This window comes from Halapricum sp. CBA1109 (assembly GCF_009741825.1).
Classification (GTDB): domain Archaea; phylum Halobacteriota; class Halobacteria; order Halobacteriales; family Haloarculaceae; genus Halapricum.
Genome location: NZ_WPCA01000061.1, coordinates 1 through 15,541 on the forward strand (window position 1 = coordinate 1; position 15,541 = coordinate 15,541).

A 15,541-nucleotide genomic window follows, 5' to 3' on the forward strand; every position below is an offset into this window, starting at 1 on the left:
CTCGAAGGCGGGCGCGGCGTAGACGGCGACGGCCCCAACGGGTTCTGCGCCCATCGCCGCCAGATCCGACAGCGACGCGCCGACGGCCCGCCATCCCGCGGTGTACCGCGTCGTCCCCGCCGGGAAGTCCGTGCGCTCGTGGAGCATATCCGTCGTCACCGCGAGGCCGTCGACGACCGCCGCGTCGTCACCGGCCGCCGGGAGACGGTCGGCAAGCAGTCCCAGCACCGTCCGTTCGTCCATACACCGCCCGTTGCACTCCGAGAGGCAAAAGCCCACCCGACCGCCCGCTTCCGGTGGCTTCAAGCCGCCGATGCCCGTGTCCCCAACCGATGGACGGCGACCGTTGGGTGACCGTCGTCGGATTCGCCGCTGCGCTGCTAGTTCTGGCTATCCTCGTCTACGTCGCCGGTGTCGAGGAGACCATCGGGACGCTCCAGCAGGCCGACCCGGGCCTCTCGGCCGTCGTTCTCGGTCTCGCGGTCGTCTGGTTGTCGGCGTGGGGACTGTCGCTGCACACCGTCCTCGGGGCGATGGACGCGCCCCTCTCAGCCACGCGCTCGATACTCGTGTTCTCGGCCGCGATGTTCGCCAACAACATCACGCCGTTCGGTCAGGCCGGCGGGGAGCCGGTCAGCGCCTTCCTCATCTCCGAGGCGACCGACGCCGAGTACGAGACCGGCCTCGCCGCTATCGCCTCCGTCGACACCCTGCACTTCGTGCCCTCTATCGGTATCGCCGTCGTCGGCGTCGCGTCGCTGTTGTTGCGCTCGGTCCCGGTCGGCCGGCAGTTCGTCGTCGCCATCGTCGCCATCGTCGTCCTCGTGGCCGCCTTCGTCGCGGCGGTGGTCCTCGGCTACCGCTACCGCCACCGGATCGAACGCATCGTCGGCCGCGTCCTCACGCCCGTCGTGCGGGGTCTCTACAGACTGATCCCGACCCGCTCGCCGCCCGATCAGGCGGCGATACAGGGCCGCGTCGACGGCTTCTTCAGCGCCATCGACCGCATCGCCGCCGACAGGCAGGCCATCGTGCTGGCCTCGGCCTTCTCGGCCGCCGGGTGGCTCGCGCTCTCGATCGCCCTGTGGGTGGCTGTGCTGGCCGTCGGCGTCGACGTCCCGCTGGCCGCCGCGCTGGTCGTCACGCCCATCGGTTCCATCGCCGGCGTGACGCCGCTTCCCGGCGGCTCGGGTGCCGTCGAGGGCGCGTTCGCCGCCCTGTTGACCTCCCTCGGTGGGATCGGTTCGGGGGCCGCCGTCGCCGCCGTGTTCATCCACCGCGTCGCCACGTACTGGCTCCCGACGTTCGTCGGCGGCGGCGTCGCCACCGCCTTGGGTGCCCGCCGTGCCAGTATCGACGAGGAGTAGCTCCACCAGATGCGACGGGCTTAAATGAGCCAGCGCAGAACAGAGTTGTAATGACTTCACTCTACGACGTCCCCGCCGACGACCTCATCGAGGCCGTCGCCGAGGAACTCGCCGAGGAGTCGGCCATCGAAGCCCCGGACTGGACAGAGTACACGACGACCGGCGTCGGCAACGAGCTGCCGCCCGAACAGGAGGACTTCTGGGCGACCCGCGCCGCCAGCCTGCTCCGGAAGGTCGCTATCGACGGCCCGACCGGCGTCGGCGCGCTCGCCACCGCCTACGGCTCGACCAAGGGCGTTCGAACCGCTATCAGGTCAGCCCGCCCGAACAGGTCGACGGCTCCCGGAACATCGTCCGCACCGCCCTCCAGCAACTGGAGGAGGCCGGCTACGTCGAAACCCAGCAGGGACAGGGCCGCGTCGTCACCGGCGAGGGCCGCGCTCTCCTCGACGACACCGCGACCGACATTATCGAGGATCTGAGCGAGGAACTGCAGCGCTACGCCTGAAAGCCCTTGCGCGGCACTGGCGTGCCGCGCTGCGCCCTTTTCATTTCCACCAGGCCAGCAGGACCACCGCCGGCGTCGCCGGCGGGGTCTGTGAGCAACGCCAGTGCTTTCCGCAGTCGCGGCCCGATGTGGGCCGCGACGATTCCCCTCACTCCTCCCCAGAGCGCGCCATATCGGCGCGCTCGCGGTTTCACCGCTCGCGCATTCGAGACCGTCGCTTCGCTCCGGTCTCCGGCGCCCGGGCGTCCTGACAGCAGTCGCTAGGCCGCAGAGCGACTGCTGATATGGGTCGCCTTCACGCGCGTACTGTCGTCGAAACGGTGGCTCCCCCGGGACGCTGGAGTTCTGACGGACGGGAGCAGTCCGCCCCGGTCACTCAAGCGTCACATCGGGGTGGAAGATGTCCTCGATCCGGCACTCGAAGTACGCGGCGAGTTTGAACGCCAGTTCCAGCGACGGGTCGTACCGGTCGCGCTCGACGGCGTTTATCGTCTGTCGCGAGACGCCGACTTCCGTAGCCAACGCTCCCTGACTCAACCCCTCGCGTTCGCGGTACGTAGCTATCTCGTTGTCCATGTCACTCAGGCGTACTGGCGCTTCGTGGCCCAGTGGGCGACCCCGAAGACGAAGAGCAACAGGAGGTACCCCCAGATCACACCCCGGGCGGCGGCGGGGGCCGTGTAGACGCCGGTCGAACTGAGGACCACGTCCGCCGGCAGACCGAGTATCGTCACGCCCGTCACGAACGCGAAGGTTGTCTGGCTTGCCTCCCGCTCCATCCGCGCTTGCAGTTCGTCCCTGACCGACACCGGCGAGGTCCAGTACCCGAGCGCCATCCCGAGACACCCGAGCCAGTAGACGCCCAGTCCGACGAAGAGCGCGACCGCCGCGTCGGTGACCATCCACGCCGCGGTCCCGACGAAGAACCCGGCGACGCCGACACCGACCGACCTGTTGATCCATCGCGTGTACTGTTCGCGCTTCTCGACTCGCTTGCTCGCGGTGAGTTCCTCGCTCATCGTATCACGGGTGTAAAGCACCCTTTACAGTAAAGAGTGTTTTACACCCACATAAAATTGGCGGTCACACAGGAGGATACTCGCAACCGACGGGTACACAAGCCCCGGCCGGGAACGGACGCGTATGACCGAAATCGACGTCGAGACTGTCGAGGACATCGACGACGCGGCCGTTCCGGCGGGCGTGGACGCCGCCGAGTACGTCCTCTACGGCGGGAAAGGCGGCGTCGGGAAGACGACGATGGCCGCCGCGACGGCGCTCGCCAGCGCCCGCGACGGCACGTCGACGCTCGTCGTCTCGACCGACCCCGCCCACTCGTTGTCGGACACCTTGGAGACGGACATTCCGAGCGAACCGACGCGCATCCGTGAGGACGACCCCCTCTACGCCGCCGAGATAGACCCCGAGGACGCGATGGACGAGGGGATGGCGGGGATGGACGAGGCGCTGGGGCCAGTCTCGAATATGCTCGGCGGCGAGGAGATGGCCAACCCCTTCGGCGGCGCGATGCCCGGCAGCGACGAGGCCGCGGCGCTGAAACTCCTGCTTGAGTATCTGGACGACCCGCGCTTCGAACGGGTCGTCGTCGACACCGCGCCGACGGGCCACACGCTCCGTCTGCTGGAGCTCCCTGAGGTGATGGACACGATGATCGGTCGCCTGCTGGCCTTCCGCGAGAAGATGTCCGGGATGATGGAGGGACTCACCGGGATGCTCGGCGACGCCGACGAGGAAGACATCGACGAGGGCGTCGACGGCCTCCGGGAGATGAGCGACCGCATCGAGCGCCTGCGGGCGGTCCTGCGGGACCCCGAGCGCACCGACTTCCGCATCGTGATGGTCCCCGAGGAGTTGGCCGTCGCCGAGTCCGAACGCCTGCTGGCCCGCCTCGAGGAGTTCGGTATCCCCGTCGGGACCATCGTCGTCAACCGCGTGATGGAGGACCTCGCCGACGTGGCCGGCGTCGACCCCGAGTGGGCGGTCTCGCCCGATATCGACCACTGCGAGTTCTGTAAGCGGCGCTGGGACGTCCAGCAGAAAGCGCTCCAGCGCTCCCAAGAGGTCTTCCGCGGCCACAACGTCAAGCGCGTCCCCCTGTTCGCCGACGAGGTCCGCGGCGAGACGCTGTTGCGTGTCGTGGCGGCGTGCCTAGAGTGACCTGCGGCGCTTGCACGAGACGTACCCCAACGCGAGTTTCGCAACTACTTTGCGCGCCCGAGACGCCCCTCCAGATATGAAACTCGCCGGAATGGCCTCCAACAGGGGTCGCAACCTGCTGAACATCGCCGACCGAACACCCGGGGGCGCGGAGTTCGCCGTCGTCCTCGCCAACGAGGACGGCGCGCCGGTCCTCGACGCCGCGGCCGAACGCGGCATCCCGACGGAAGTCGTCGAAAAGCGTGACGAGGAGTCCCGCGAGGACCACGAAGCACGCGTCGCCGCCGCCCTCGCGGAGTACGACTACGACCTCGTCTGTCTGGACGGGTATATGCGCATCCTCACCGAGGGGTTCGTCGCCGACCAGCCGACTATCCTCAACGTCCACCCCAGCCTCCTGCCGGCGTTCCCCGGGATGGACGCCCACGAGCAGGTAATCGACGCGGGCGTCACACAGACCGGCTGTACGGTCCACGTCGTCGACGAGACGGTCGACGACGGCCCCATCGTCACCCAAGAGCCCATCCCGGTCTTCGACGGCGACGATGTCGACGACCTGAAAGAGCGCGTCCTCTATCAGGGCGAGTTCAAGGCCTACCCGCGCGCCGTCAAGTGGTTCGCGGAGGACCGCGTGACCGTCGACCGCGCAGCGGGGACCGTCAGCGTCGCGGGCGACGACGGCGGGGCGTTCCCTGAGCGTCGGATCGTCAGCGACGACCGCGCCGCGACGCTGCGCTACGGCGAGAACCCCCATCAGGAAGCCGCGCTGTACGCCGACCCGACCTGCGAGGAGGCTAGCGTCGTCCACGCCCCGCAACTCAACGAGGGCGCGAAGGGCATGGGCTACAACAACTACAACGACGCCGACGCCGCGCTGAACATCGTCAAGGAGTTCGACGCGCCCGCGTGCGCCATCATCAAGCACACCAACCCCGCCGGCGCGGCCGTCGCCGATTCCATCTCACAGGCCTACGCCGACGCGCTCTCGACGGATCCCAAGAGCGCCTTCGGCGGCATCGTCGCCCTCAACCGGGAGTGTGACGCCGCCACCGCCGAACAGATAGTCGAGTCGTTCAAAGAGGTCGTCGTCGCGCCGGGGTACACCGACGCCGCCTTGGACGTCCTCTTCGAGAAGGACAATCTCCGCGTCCTTGACTGTACCGAGCAGTTCGACGCCACCGAGACGCTGACGGAGAAGCCGCTCGTCGGCGGGCGACTGGTCCAACAGCGGGACCTGCAGTCGCTGTCGGCCGACGATTTGGAGGTCGTCACCGAGCGCGAACCGACCGACGAACAGGTCGAGTCGATGCTGTTCGCGTGGCAGACCATCAAACACGTCAAGTCTAACGCCATCCTCTTCGCGAAAGGCACCGAGACGGTCGGCGTCGGCGCGGGACAGGTTTCCCGGGTGGACGCCGTCGAGATAGCGAAGATGAAAGCCGAGAACGACGCCGAGGGCAAAGACGCCGAGGGTGCCGTGATGGCCAGCGACGCCTTCTTCCCGTTCCCGGACGGTATCGAGGCCGCCGCGGAGGCGGGCATCGAGGCCGTCATCCAACCGGGCGGGAGCGTCAACGACGAGGACGTGATCGAGAAGGCTGACGAACTCGGGATGACGATGGTTATGACCGGGCAGCGGTGCTTCCGTCACGATTAGTGACGGAAACTCGCTGGACGAGTGGTAGCGAGTCCAGCGGTGCTTAGACACGACTGAGCGACGGCGAAAGAGTGTCTAAAGCTCGTGGCAGCTTTGCTGACACGGTGCTTCCGACATGACTGACCGAAGGGAAGGAATGTCGGAAACTCGCTGGACGAACGGAGGGCCGTCCTACTCTGAGGTGCCGATGCCGCCCGCGCCGCCCAGCAAGTGTTTGATGTCCTCCTTGCGATTTTCGAACTCCGTTCGGAGGTCTTCCTCGGTCGATTCGAGGGCTTCGATGCGGTCGTCGAGGCGGGCCACCTTCGCTTCGAGTGCGGGACGGGCCTCCCCCGCGGTGGTCTCGGCGAAGACGCTTCCCAGCCGGCGGTAGACGGCCTCGTCCCCTTCACTGTCCTCGATGGCGTCTATCGCGGCCGCCGCCGCCTCGCGCTCTCGCTCGGCGTCCTGTCTCTGGGCGACGACGTCCTCGGCCTCGGCCTGCAGTTCCTGCATCTCCTCGTAGATGTCCTGTGCGGCGGGTGGAAGCTGTCCTTGCATAGCTGTATCGAGTGTGGCCAGCGTCAAATATCCTCGATGTGGGAAACGGTGCTACTCGGTGTGTTTCGCCGCGAGGACGTCTATCTCCTCGATCTGTGGCTCCTCGACGAACAACTCGTCGGCGCGGGCCATCAGTTCGGCGGCGATGTCACCCTCTAGGTGGGCCTGCCGGCCGTCCTCGTCGGGGAAGGTGTCGAAGATGCCAAAGGTGGTCTCGTCGAGGCGGAGCGCGAACCACGTCGTCGTGTCGGGTTCGGCCTCGGCCATCGGGAGGGCGTCTTCGAGGAACTGTGCGACCTCCTCAGCCTTCTCGGGTTTCGCTTCGAGCGTCGCTTGGAGCGCGTAGTTGGATTCGGGCATACGGCGTCCGTCGAGGACTGGAGCGATATAACCGCCAGTGTCGGGTGCTCCCGACGCGTCGACCGACCACACTTTTGCCCGGGGGTGTGCAAGCGGAAGCCATGGGACGAGACTACGCGGAGTTGCACGACCCGAACGCCGAGTACACGATGCGGAACCTCTCGGCGGAGACGATGGGGGCGACGGCGACGCGCGGCGGGGGCCGGGACGTCGAGATAACCGACGTGCAGACGACAATGATCGACGGCAATTTCCCGTGGACGCTGGTCCGGGTCTACACCGACGCGGGCGTCGTCGGCACGGGCGAGGCCTACTGGGGCGCAGGCGTTCCCGAACTGATCGAGCGGATGACGCCCTTCTTGCTCGGGGAGAACCCGCTTGACATCGACCGCCTCTACGAGCATCTGGTCCAGAAGATGTCCGGCGAGGGCTCCGTCGAGGGCGTGACCGTCACCGCCATCGCGGGCATCGAAGTCGCGCTCCACGACCTCGCGGGCAAGATTCTGGAGGTCCCGGCCTACCAGCTTCTGGGCGGGAAGTACCGCGACGAGATGCGGGTCTACTGTGACTGTCACACCGAGGCAGAGGCCGACCCGGACGCCTGTGCCGACGAGGCCGAACGGGTCGTCGAGGAACTGGGCTACGATGCGCTGAAGTTCGATCTGGACGTGCCTTCGGGACTGGAGAAAGACCGGGCGAACCGCCACCTCCGACCGGGCGAGATACGGCACAAAGCCGAGATAGTCGAGAAGGTCACAGAGCGCGTGAAAGACCGCGCGGACGTGGCCTTCGACTGTCACTGGTCGTTCTCGGGCGGGTCGGCACAGCGGTTGGCCGACGCCATCGAGGAGTACGACGTGTGGTGGCTCGAAGACCCCGTGCCGCCGGAGAACCTCGACGTCCAGGAGGAGGTCACGAAGTCGACGGTGACGCCCATCGCGGTGGGCGAGAACCGCTATCGGGTGACCGAGGAGCGCCGCCTGATCGAGGACCAAGCGGTCGACATCGTCGCGCCGGATATGCCGAAAGTCGGCGGGATGCGCGAGACGCGGAAGGTGGCCGATGTGGCCAACCAGTACTACGTCCCGGTGGCGATGCACAACGTCTCCTCGCCGGTGGCGACGATGGCGAGCGCCCACGTCGGCGCGGCCATCCCGAACTCGCTGGCGGTCGAGTACCACAGCTACGAACTGGGCTGGTGGGACGACCTCGTCGAGGAGACGGTCATCGAGGACGGCTACATCACCATCCCGGAAAAACCGGGGCTGGGCGTGACGTTGGATATGGACGCCGTCGAGGAACACGCTGTCGACGGCGAGGACGTGTTCGACGAAGCGTAAGCGGGTCGTGAGCGTGCGGGCGTGAACCACGGTCGAGTCACTCTTTTCACTCGGCCGACGGAACGGCCGGTATGCCGCTCCCGAACTTCGCGGGGAAACACGACGCGGAAGCGGTCTTCGAGGCGTCTGACTTCGTGGATCAGCCCGACGAACCGATTCCGGAGACCGTGGTCCTCTGCTATCAGGACGGGTTCTTCGCGGACGTCGTCGCGACGGCCGGCGAGCGACTGGACGTGTTGAGCGAGGGCCGAATGCACCGGGTCGCCGACGGCGTCGGGGCCGTCGGTGCGTTCGGCGTCGGGTCGGCGGTCACGGCCGGCGTACTCGAAGAACTGGCGGCGTTGGGCGTGGAGACAGTCTGTATCCTCGGCGGGGCTGGTTGTCTCGACCCCTCGATACCGCCGGAACGGGCCGTCGTCGCGACCGACGCTATCAGAGACGAGGGGGCGTCTTACCACTACCTCCCGCCGGAAGCCCCGGCCGAACCGTCGCCGGCGCTCACGGCGGAACTGAAGCGGTCGATAGCCGATGCCGGCCTGTCCGTCGAGGCTGGTCCGACGTGGACGACCGACGCCTTCTTCCGGGAGACGGTGCCGGAGGTTCGGCAGTACCGCGAGGACGGCGTGCGAACCGTCGAGATGGAGGCGGCGACGCTGTTCGCCGTCGCGGCGTGTCGGGACCTCGACGCGGGGGCGGTGTTCAGCATCGGCGACTACGTCACGCCCGAGGAGCGGACCGTCCCGGCGGCCTCACACGAGACGTTGCCCGACCTCCTCTCACCGGTCGTCGAGTCGCTGGCAACACACGTAAGTGAGTGACCCGTCCGACCGACCGCTTTTTACGAGCAACTCCGTACGGCGACCGAACGATGGCAGGGGACTCCAGAGTCCCGACCTTAGGTGCCGCAGCCCGTAAGCTGATAGACCGCTAGCGACCCGCTGCCGGCCGTCCCTGATGATAGAACACCAAGAATATTAATCTCCTAGAATGACTTTAATACACCCTTGTCTCTTGAAGGATAACCTCTTATTACTGGAGCCGTTACTGCGGGTCACATGACTACTACTGGCACAGACGAGTCCGCTGGCGAGTCGGGGCTCGCCGACGCGGACGTACGATCGAACTGTGGTGTCGGGGTCGTGATGGACCTCGACGGCGGCAGCGAGCGATGGGTGGTGCAGGACGGGCTCGACCTGTTGGAGAACCTCGAACACCGTGGTACTACCGGTGCCGAAGAGAACACCGGAGACGGTGCGGGGATCAAACTCCAGATTCCGCACGCGTTCTTCGCCGACGAGACTGACTTCGCGCTTCCGGCCCCGGACGAGTACGCTATCGGGACGCTATTCCTGCCCCAAGATGAGACGGCACGGGAGGAACTGAAGTCGATCACCGAACAGCAGTTGGCAGCGGAGGGTATCGACGTGCTGGGGTGGCGGTCGGTGCCGACGGACAACAGCGGCCTCGGGGAGACGGCGCTGGAGAGCGAACCCGACGTCCAGCAGGTGTTCGTCGAGTCCGCGGCCGGCCACACCGGCGACGAACTCAGCCGACAGCTCTACGTCGCCCGTCGCGTGCTGGAGAACCACGTCGAGCGTCTGGAGGGCGAGCAGGCGGGTGCTGAGCGGTTCTACGTCGTCTCGATGGACCACCAGACGATCACCTACAAGGGGCTGCTCAAGGCCGAGCAGTTGCCCGCGTACTACCCGGACCTGACCGACGACCGCTTCGAGTCGACGTTCGCGATGGTCCACGCCCGGTTCTCGACCAACACCCTCGGCGCGTGGCACCTCGCCCACCCCTACCGCAAGGTCATCCACAACGGCGAGTTCAACACCATCGAGGGCAATATCAACTGGATGCGCGCGCGTGAAACCGACATCGAGAGCGACGCCTTCGACGCGGTGACGGCCGGCGAGACGGCCCCGATAGAGAAGCTCAAACCGATCATCGACGATCCGAACCAGTCCGACACCGCGAGCGTCGACAACGCGCTGGAGTTGCTGCTGGAAGGCGGCCGTGACCTCCCGCACGCGCTCCGGATGCTCATCCCCGAGGCGTGGCGTCACGAGGACAACGACGTCCCCGAGGCCCGCCGGGAGTTCTACGACTACCACGCTTCGGTCGTCGAACCGTGGGACGGTCCCGCGCTGGTCGCCGCGACCGACGGCGAGCGCATCGGTGCCGTGCTGGACCGCAACGGCCTGCGACCCTGCCGGTACGACATCCTTGAGGACAACACGCTGGTGATGGCGAGCGAGGTCGGTGCGGTCGACTACGACGCCAGCGAGATACGCGAACGCGGTCGCCTCCAGCCCGGACAGTGCTTCCTCGCGGACCCGAACGAGGGACGGGTCGTCCCCGACGACGAGGTGTTCGACGACCTCGTCGACGAGAAGTACGGCGAGTGGGTCGAAGACGAGCAGGTCGACTTGGTCGACATCGCCGAGGCCGACGATCCGGAACCCGAAAGCGACGTCGACGCTCTCCGGAGCCATCAGGCGATGTACGGCTACACCTACGACGAGGTCGACCACCTGATCGAACCGATGGCCGAACAGGGGAAAGACCCCATCGGCTCGATGGGTGACGACACGCCGCTGTCGGTGCTGAGCCAGTTCAACCGCCCGCTGTTTACCTACTTCAAACAGCTGTTCGCGCAGGTGACGAACCCGCCGCTTGACTACATCCGCGAGGAGGTCGTCACCTCCCTAGAGTCCCGCATCGGCCACCAGCGGAATCTGCTGGGCGAGAGTCAGGATCACGCCCGGCAGTTGGTCGCGGACTCGCCCATCCTGACGGACACGGAGATGGCGGCCATCCACGACCTTGACGCGAACGGCCTCTCCTCGACGACGGTCGACATTACGTTCGACCCAGAGACGGACCTCCGAACGGCCGTCGAGGACGTCCGCGAGGCGGCGACCGAGGCCGCCGAGGCCGGCGAGGACGTCATCGTCCTCTCGGACCGAGGCGCCGGCGAGGACCGTATCCCCATCCCGAGTCTGCTGGCGATGGGCGGGGTCCACCACCACCTCGTTCGCAACGGACTGCGAAACCACGTCGCATCGTCCTCGAATCGGGCGACCCGCGGGCGGTCCACCACGTCGCGACGCTGGTCGGCTACGGGGCCGACGCGATCAACCCTTATCTGGCCTACCAGACCATCGAGGACCTCGTCGCCGGTCCCGACGGCGCGGAACTGGAGGCGGCCATCATGGCCTACGTCACCGCGTTAGAGGACGGCCTGCTCAAGACGATGTCCAAGATGGGCATCTCGACGGTCGAGTCCTATCAGGGCGCACAGATATTCGAGGCCGTCGGACTCTCCTCGGACTTCGTCGCCGAGTACTTCGAGGGGACGACCTGTCGGACCGAGGGCATCGGCATCGAGGATGTCGAGGAGGACCTCCGCAAGCGGTACGCGGTCGCCTTCGACGACGAGGTCGATATGGAGCGCCAAGGCGAGTACGAGTTCCGGTCGGACGGGATTCACCACCAGTGGAACCCCTCGACGACGGGGACGCTCCAGCAGGCGGTCCGGACCGGCGACTACGAGACCTACAAGGAGTTCGCCGCGGAGATAAACGAGCAGACTGAGACGCTCCAGACGCTGCGTGGACTGCTTGAGTTCGACACGGACGAGCGCGACGCCATCCCGATAGCGCAGGTCGAACCAATCGAGGACATCGTCACGCGCTTCGAGTCGGCGGCGATGTCGCTGGGGTCGATCAGTCCCGAAGCCCACGAGAATATGGCCATCGGGATGAACCGCCTCGGCAGTAACTCAAACACCGGCGAGGGCGGGGAACCGCCCGAGCGGTTCAACACCGAGAAGGAGTCAAAGACCAAGCAGGTCGCCTCCGGCCGCTTCGGCGTCACGAGCGACTACCTTGCGGCGGCCGAGGAACTGCAGATCAAGATGGCCCAAGGGTCAAAGCCCGGCGAGGGCGGCCACCTGCCGGGGAAGAAAGTCAACGATATGATCGCACACGTCCGGTACGCGACGCCGGGCGTGGGGCTCATCTCGCCGCCGCCGCTGCACGACATCTACTCCATCGAGGACCTCAAGCAGTTGATCCACGACCTCAAGGCCGCAAACCCCGAGGCCGACATCAACGTCAAACTGGTCGCCGAGGACGGCATCGGCACCATCGCGGCGGGCGTCTCCAAGGCCAACGCCGACGTGGTCCACATCTCGGGCCACTCCGGCGGGACCGGGGCCTCCCCGAAGACGTCGATCAAGAACGCGGGCCTGCCGTGGGAACTCGGCGTCGCCGAGGCAAACCGGATGCTCCGGGCGACGGGCCTGCGCTCGCGCATCAAGATCACGACCGACGGCGGAATGAAGACCGGGCGGGACGTGGCCGTCGCTGCCTTGCTCGGTGCCGAGGGGTACACCTTCGGGACGGCCGGCCTCGTCACCTCCGGCTGCGTGATGGCTCGGCAGTGTCACGAGAACACCTGTCCGGTCGGCGTGGCGACCCAGAAGGAGAAGCTCCGGGAGCGCTTCCCCGGCCAGCCCGAACACGTCATCAACTATATGACCTTCGTCGCACAGGAGCTTCGGGAGATTATGGCCGAACTCGGCTTCGAGACGGTCGAGGAGATGGTCGGGCGGACGGAACTGCTCGAACAGCGCTCGGACGTCGAGCACCCGAAGGCCAAGAAGCTTGACCTCTCGGTCATCACCGAACCGCCGGTCGGCGGCGACGACCGGACGAAGACGGTCGAGCAGAACCACGACGTCGACGAGCAACTCGACTGGGACCTCATCGACGCCGCCGAGCCCGCAATCGAGAACGGTGAACCGGTCGCCATCGACGCCGATATCAACAACGTCGACCGAGCGGTCGGGGCGACGCTCTCGAACCGCATCTCGCGGGCCCACGGCAAGGAGGGCCTCCCCGAGGACACCGTCCACGTCGACTTCGACGGGACCGCCGGCCAGAGTTTCGGCGCGTTCGTCCAGAGCGGCGTGACGATGGAACTGACCGGGACCGGCAACGACTACGTCGGCAAGGGACTCTCCGGCGGGAAACTGATCGTCCACACGCCCGAGGACGCGGGCTACGTGGCCAGCGAGAACATCCTCGTCGGCAACGTCGCGCTGTACGGCGCGACCCAAGGCGAGATGTACGTCAACGGGCAGGCCGGCGAGCGCTTCGCCGTCCGCAACTCCGGGGTCAAAGGCGTCGTCGAGGGCGTCGGCGACCACGGCTGTGAGTACATGACCGGCGGTGCCATCGCGGTCATCGGCGACACGGGCAAGAACTTCGCGGCCGGGATGTCCGGCGGCGTCGCCTACGTCTACGACCCCGATGACACCCTCGAAGAGAACGCCAACACCGGGATGGCCAGCCTCTACGACACGCTTGACACCAACGACCGGCAGATGCTGCGTCGTCTGCTGGAGAACCACGCCGCCTACACCGACTCCGAGCGGGCGACGGAACTGCTGGACGATTGGGAGTCGACCGTCGAGGACTTCGTTCGCGTCCTGCCCGACGCCTACGCGGAGATAATCGAGGAACGGCCAGAGGACGACGTGCGGACCGAACTGCCGGCTCCGGCGACCCCGAGCGTCGACGACGGGTCGACGGACTTCCAGGTGTCGACCGACGACTGAACGGGGAGGCGCCGAACGAAGTGAGGCGCCTCCGAACGGCGAGCGGGGAGGGACGACCCGCGAGCGGCGTCCGCCGAACGATACGCGAGGTTGAGTGGCAACATAGCCACGAAGTGAGGCGCCTCCGAATGGCGAGCGGCGACGAGACGGAGCCGCGAGCGCCGTCGCAGAACGTCTATTTACGTCGCACCGTAAGTTCGACTGTGCAACGCCGACAGTTCCTCGCGGCGGGTGGAGCGGCGGTAGCGTTGGGTGTCGCCGGCTGTACGGCCGGGCGGGAGACGACCGCGACGGGTCGGACGACAGCGGATGCGGAGACGGGTGGCATCTACGTCCAGCGCTTCCGGGAGACGATGTCGATGCAGGGGACGGCGGCCGACGGAGACTACCAGTTCGCACTGCTGGCGACGGTACCACACACCTTCTGGACGGTGACGGGCAAGACGGTCACCGAGGTCGAACGGACCGACGAGGACACCGTCCACCTGATGGCGTCGGTGTGGGACGGACAGACCGGGACCGTCCTCCCGGAGACGGGGCTGTCGGTCGAGGTGACCCGCGACGGCGAGGTGGTCTCACAGGAGGTCATCTACCCGATGCTCTCACAGCCGATGGGGTTTCACTACGGCGGGAATTTCACGCTCGACGGAAGCGGGACGTACACGGCGACGGTCAGCGTCGGTGGGACCGGCATCGAGCGTCGCGGGGCGTTCGCGGGCCGGTTCTCGGATCCGGGGTCGGTCGAGATACCGCTGGCGCTGACGGAGTCGACGCGGGCGGACATCTCTTCGACGCGGATCGAACAGGGCGGTTCACCGGGGGCGCTGGCCCCCTCGGAGTCGCTCCCGATGCCCACCGGAGTGCTGCCGCCGGCCGCGGAACTCCCGGGGACAGTCCGGGGACGCGTTCGCATCGACGACGCCGACTTCGTGGTGACGACGCTCGACGACGGCGAGTACGTGGCCGTCTCGGCCCGGACGCGGTACAACCGCTACGTCCTGCCGGCGATGGCGCTCGAGGCGACGGTCGAACGCGACGGTGCCGTCGTCTTCGAGGGGCGACTCGACCGGACGCTCGGATCGCGGTTGGGCTATCACTACGGAACGTCGGTGGACGGCGTCCGCGACGGCGATCAGGTGACGCTCACGGTGGCGACGCCGCCACAGGTCGGTCGTCACGAGGGGTACGAGCGTGCGTTTCTGTCGACCGGGGCTCGGACGCTCACGCTGTGAGTCCACCCCTATTTAAACCCGCAAAAGTGTGACTCGTTGACGTACCACACAATACTGTCGGTGCCGGGAAAACGGGAGACGGAAGGGGACTCCGTCGTTTCGCTGGCGGGTGATATGTCGGCCGTGGGAGGTGAACCATAATGTTTTTCCATCGAGTGCGCAAACATCACGTCGTACGTATGGACCGCACAGTGGCGCTCATATCCTCCCCCCGCGGCTCTGATAGGGGAGTCGCTGTCGGCGTGTCCGGCGGACGGTCGCCGGTACCAGCCGTCGCGAGTGAGCGCCGCTGCATCGCGCCATCGTGATTACACAACCATGAAACGAAGAGAGTATCTTACCGGAGTTGCGGGAGTCGGTGCACTGACAGCAGCCGGTGTGGGGTCAGTAAGCGCCAGCACAGCGTCGAACCACGTCGTCGGGTCCATCCCGGACCCCGAGGGCGATGACGATGGTCCGGGCGGGTACGCGTATCCGACCGCGAGCGAGTTCGTCGACGGCGCCTACGACATGACGGGCGTCACCATCTACGACAACGGTGACTCCTGGACCTTCGAGGTCGGTATCGCTGGGGACTTCACGAACTCCTACGAGTTCGCGGGCGGGTTCGGCGTACAGGTCCTCGAACTGTACATCCGCGACCCCGACGCGGGAAGCGACGTGCCGACGTCGACGCAGGGTCGACCCGGGACGGGTGTCACCTTCGAGGGGCCGTGGCACTACCTCGTCC

Annotated in this window: 12 protein-coding genes and 2 pseudogenes; 9 read left to right on the forward strand and 5 right to left on the reverse strand. The window is 66.7% G+C overall.

The features are described from left to right. Positions 1-243, reverse strand: a 243-nt coding sequence (locus GJ629_RS08350; RefSeq protein ID WP_231754555.1) for an AIR synthase related protein, incomplete at its 3' end; no start/stop codon positions are given. A gap of 89 nt (positions 244-332) precedes the next feature. Between GJ629_RS08350 and GJ629_RS08355 the strand changes: the two genes are divergently transcribed. Beyond that, positions 333-1,367, forward strand: coding sequence for a lysylphosphatidylglycerol synthase transmembrane domain-containing protein (locus tag GJ629_RS08355; protein WP_157512575.1), 1,035 nt, complete (start codon positions 333-335; stop codon positions 1,365-1,367). A gap of 50 nt (positions 1,368-1,417) precedes the next feature. Further along, a pseudogene (locus tag GJ629_RS08360) lies at positions 1,418-1,875 on the forward strand (30S ribosomal protein S19e). A gap of 372 nt (positions 1,876-2,247) precedes the next feature. Here GJ629_RS08360 and GJ629_RS08365 read toward each other — a convergent pair. Next, positions 2,248-2,451 carry a helix-turn-helix transcriptional regulator gene (locus tag GJ629_RS08365; RefSeq protein ID WP_157512576.1) on the reverse strand — a complete coding sequence of 68 codons (204 nt, stop codon included), beginning with the start codon at positions 2,449-2,451 and terminating at the stop codon, positions 2,248-2,250. A gap of 5 nt (positions 2,452-2,456) precedes the next feature. Continuing rightward, positions 2,457-2,894 carry a hypothetical protein gene (locus tag GJ629_RS08370; protein ID WP_157512577.1) on the reverse strand — a complete coding sequence of 146 codons (438 nt, stop codon included), beginning with the start codon at positions 2,892-2,894 and terminating at the stop codon, positions 2,457-2,459. 124 nt (positions 2,895-3,018) lie between these two features. Here GJ629_RS08370 and GJ629_RS08375 point away from each other — a divergent pair, with 124 nt between their 5' ends. After that, entirely contained in the window at positions 3,019-4,053 is a 1,035-nt protein-coding gene (locus GJ629_RS08375) for a TRC40/GET3/ArsA family transport-energizing ATPase (RefSeq protein ID WP_157512578.1), read from the forward strand. Between the two features lie 76 nt (positions 4,054-4,129). After that, positions 4,130-5,710 (forward strand): bifunctional phosphoribosylaminoimidazolecarboxamide formyltransferase/IMP cyclohydrolase, encoded by a 1,581-nt coding sequence (gene purH, locus GJ629_RS08380; protein ID WP_157512579.1) that lies wholly within the window; start codon positions 4,130-4,132, stop codon positions 5,708-5,710. 171 nt (positions 5,711-5,881) lie between these two features. Here the strand turns inward: purH and GJ629_RS08385 are convergent, their stop codons facing one another. Beyond that, positions 5,882-6,250 (reverse strand): prefoldin subunit, encoded by a 369-nt coding sequence (locus GJ629_RS08385; RefSeq protein WP_157512580.1) that lies wholly within the window; start codon positions 6,248-6,250, stop codon positions 5,882-5,884. Positions 6,251-6,301: 51 nt separating this feature from the next. After that, a complete protein-coding gene (locus GJ629_RS08390; protein ID WP_157512581.1) occupies positions 6,302-6,610 on the reverse strand; it encodes a putative quinol monooxygenase in 309 nt (102 codons plus the stop codon). A 101-nt stretch (positions 6,611-6,711) separates the two neighbouring features. On the opposite strand from GJ629_RS08390, the gene GJ629_RS08395 reads away from it, so the two are divergent. The 5 genes and pseudogenes from GJ629_RS08395 to GJ629_RS08415 form a co-directional block, all read left to right on the forward strand. Continuing rightward, positions 6,712-7,950 carry a mandelate racemase/muconate lactonizing enzyme family protein gene (locus GJ629_RS08395; RefSeq protein ID WP_157512582.1) on the forward strand — a complete coding sequence of 413 codons (1,239 nt, stop codon included), beginning with the start codon at positions 6,712-6,714 and terminating at the stop codon, positions 7,948-7,950. A 71-nt stretch (positions 7,951-8,021) separates the two neighbouring features. Beyond that, the gene (locus tag GJ629_RS08400; protein ID WP_157512583.1) at positions 8,022-8,768 is read left to right on the forward strand and encodes a nucleoside phosphorylase; all 747 of its coding nucleotides are present in this window, start codon (positions 8,022-8,024) and stop codon (positions 8,766-8,768) included. A 237-nt stretch (positions 8,769-9,005) separates the two neighbouring features. Further along, positions 9,006-13,579 (forward strand): annotated as a pseudogene (gene gltB / locus GJ629_RS08405) (glutamate synthase large subunit). Between the two features lie 203 nt (positions 13,580-13,782). Then, positions 13,783-14,811, forward strand: coding sequence for a fe2+ transport protein (locus tag GJ629_RS08410; protein ID WP_370515835.1), 1,029 nt, complete (start codon positions 13,783-13,785; stop codon positions 14,809-14,811). A 378-nt stretch (positions 14,812-15,189) separates the two neighbouring features. Further along, positions 15,190-15,541 (forward strand): glucodextranase DOMON-like domain-containing protein (locus GJ629_RS08415; RefSeq protein WP_197428509.1); only part of this gene is annotated, 352 nt, incomplete at its 3' end.

Bases quoted from the DNA above. Each gene is read 5' to 3' on its own strand.
- GJ629_RS08355 (WP_157512575.1), top strand. From the start codon at position 333: ATGGACGGCGACCGTTGGGTGACCGTCGTCGGATTCGCCGCTGCGCTG.
- GJ629_RS08365 (WP_157512576.1), bottom strand. From the start codon at position 2,451: ATGGACAACGAGATAGCTACGTACCGCGAACGCGAGGGGTTGAGTCAG.
- GJ629_RS08370 (WP_157512577.1), bottom strand. From the start codon at position 2,894: ATGAGCGAGGAACTCACCGCGAGCAAGCGAGTCGAGAAGCGCGAACAG.
- GJ629_RS08375 (WP_157512578.1), top strand. From the start codon at position 3,019: ATGACCGAAATCGACGTCGAGACTGTCGAGGACATCGACGACGCGGCC.
- purH (WP_157512579.1), top strand. From the start codon at position 4,130: ATGAAACTCGCCGGAATGGCCTCCAACAGGGGTCGCAACCTGCTGAAC.
- GJ629_RS08385 (WP_157512580.1), bottom strand. From the start codon at position 6,250: ATGCAAGGACAGCTTCCACCCGCCGCACAGGACATCTACGAGGAGATG.
- GJ629_RS08390 (WP_157512581.1), bottom strand. From the start codon at position 6,610: ATGCCCGAATCCAACTACGCGCTCCAAGCGACGCTCGAAGCGAAACCC.
- GJ629_RS08395 (WP_157512582.1), top strand. From the start codon at position 6,712: ATGGGACGAGACTACGCGGAGTTGCACGACCCGAACGCCGAGTACACG.
- GJ629_RS08400 (WP_157512583.1), top strand. From the start codon at position 8,022: ATGCCGCTCCCGAACTTCGCGGGGAAACACGACGCGGAAGCGGTCTTC.